Source organism: Mesorhizobium sp. M7D.F.Ca.US.004.03.1.1, assembly GCF_003998635.1.
In the GTDB taxonomy this organism is placed as follows: Bacteria; Pseudomonadota; Alphaproteobacteria; order Rhizobiales; family Rhizobiaceae; genus Mesorhizobium; species Mesorhizobium loti.
This window is the reverse complement of the sequence record NZ_RZQG01001461.1, coordinates 1-931: the sequence shown is the minus strand read 5'-3', so window position 1 is coordinate 931 and position 931 is coordinate 1. Positions and strand designations below refer to the sequence as shown.

Genomic DNA, 931 nt, shown 5'->3' with positions numbered 1-931 from the left:
GCCTAGACGTGCTCATTAACAACGCTGGCGGCGCCCGCGACAAGGCATTCCTTGACATAGACGAGGCTCATTTCGACCAGCAGGTCGATGTTCATTTGAAAGGGCCCTTCTTCCTCGCTCAGGCGGCCGCCCGCATCATGCTTGCCAAAGGCGAAGGCAAGATCATCAACATAGCTTCCGAGCTTGCGTATGTCGGCGAGCCACTTCTGATCCCATACACGTCGGCGAAAGGTGGTTTGAGAACCATGACGAAGGCCATGGCGCTGGCTCTGGCTCCGCACATTACCGTGAACAGCGTCTCCCCTGGCCCTACCGCGACGAAGAAATTTAGGGGCGGCCGAGAATACAACGATGAGAACCGTCTCAAAATACCCTTGCAACGCTTTGTTGAGCCCTATGACGTCGCACGGTCGATCATTTTCCTTGCGTCAAGCGACGGCAATGTTTTTACAGGCCAAACGCTTGATCCCAATTGCGGAGTCATAATGGACTGACGGATCTCTCGTTTGCGGCGGGCGAGCTTCAACGAAGAGTCTTTCGGCAGATTCGGGACCGACAGAGAGTTCACCGACGGCAGTGGGCTCGACTGGCCTATCAACATCGCGGGTCGACCGTGTCCGCCGGACCCGACAATTGCAAATGGGTCTTTTCGTTGCTGCAGGTAGGTGCTTGATTGCGCCGCCTTTGGGCGCCGACCAATGTCGGCCAAATGGACTGAAAAAGGAGTGACAAGAAATGGATCTCGGCCTGAACGGGAAGGTGGCGCTGGTGCTGGGCGGCGGTGGCGGTCTTGGCGGCGCGATTGCACAGACTCTTGCGCGTGAAGGCGCCAGTGTCGCTGTGGCTGATATCGCCATGGATGCGGCAGTCAAGACGGTCGCGTCGATTGAAGGTGCATCAAACAAGGCAATGGCGCTTGGCTGGGACCTTG

The 931-nt window shown here is 57.4% G+C and carries 2 protein-coding genes; both read left to right on the top strand.

The window, feature by feature from the left end; all coding sequences use genetic code 11:
• Positions 1 to 494, top strand: a 494-nt coding sequence (locus EN935_RS37965; RefSeq protein WP_164771812.1) for an SDR family oxidoreductase, incomplete at its 5' end; no start/stop codon positions are given.
• A 241-nt stretch (positions 495 to 735) separates the two neighbouring features.
• On the top strand, positions 736 to 931 hold a 196-nt coding region (locus tag EN935_RS37960; protein WP_127374337.1), incomplete at its 3' end, for an SDR family NAD(P)-dependent oxidoreductase.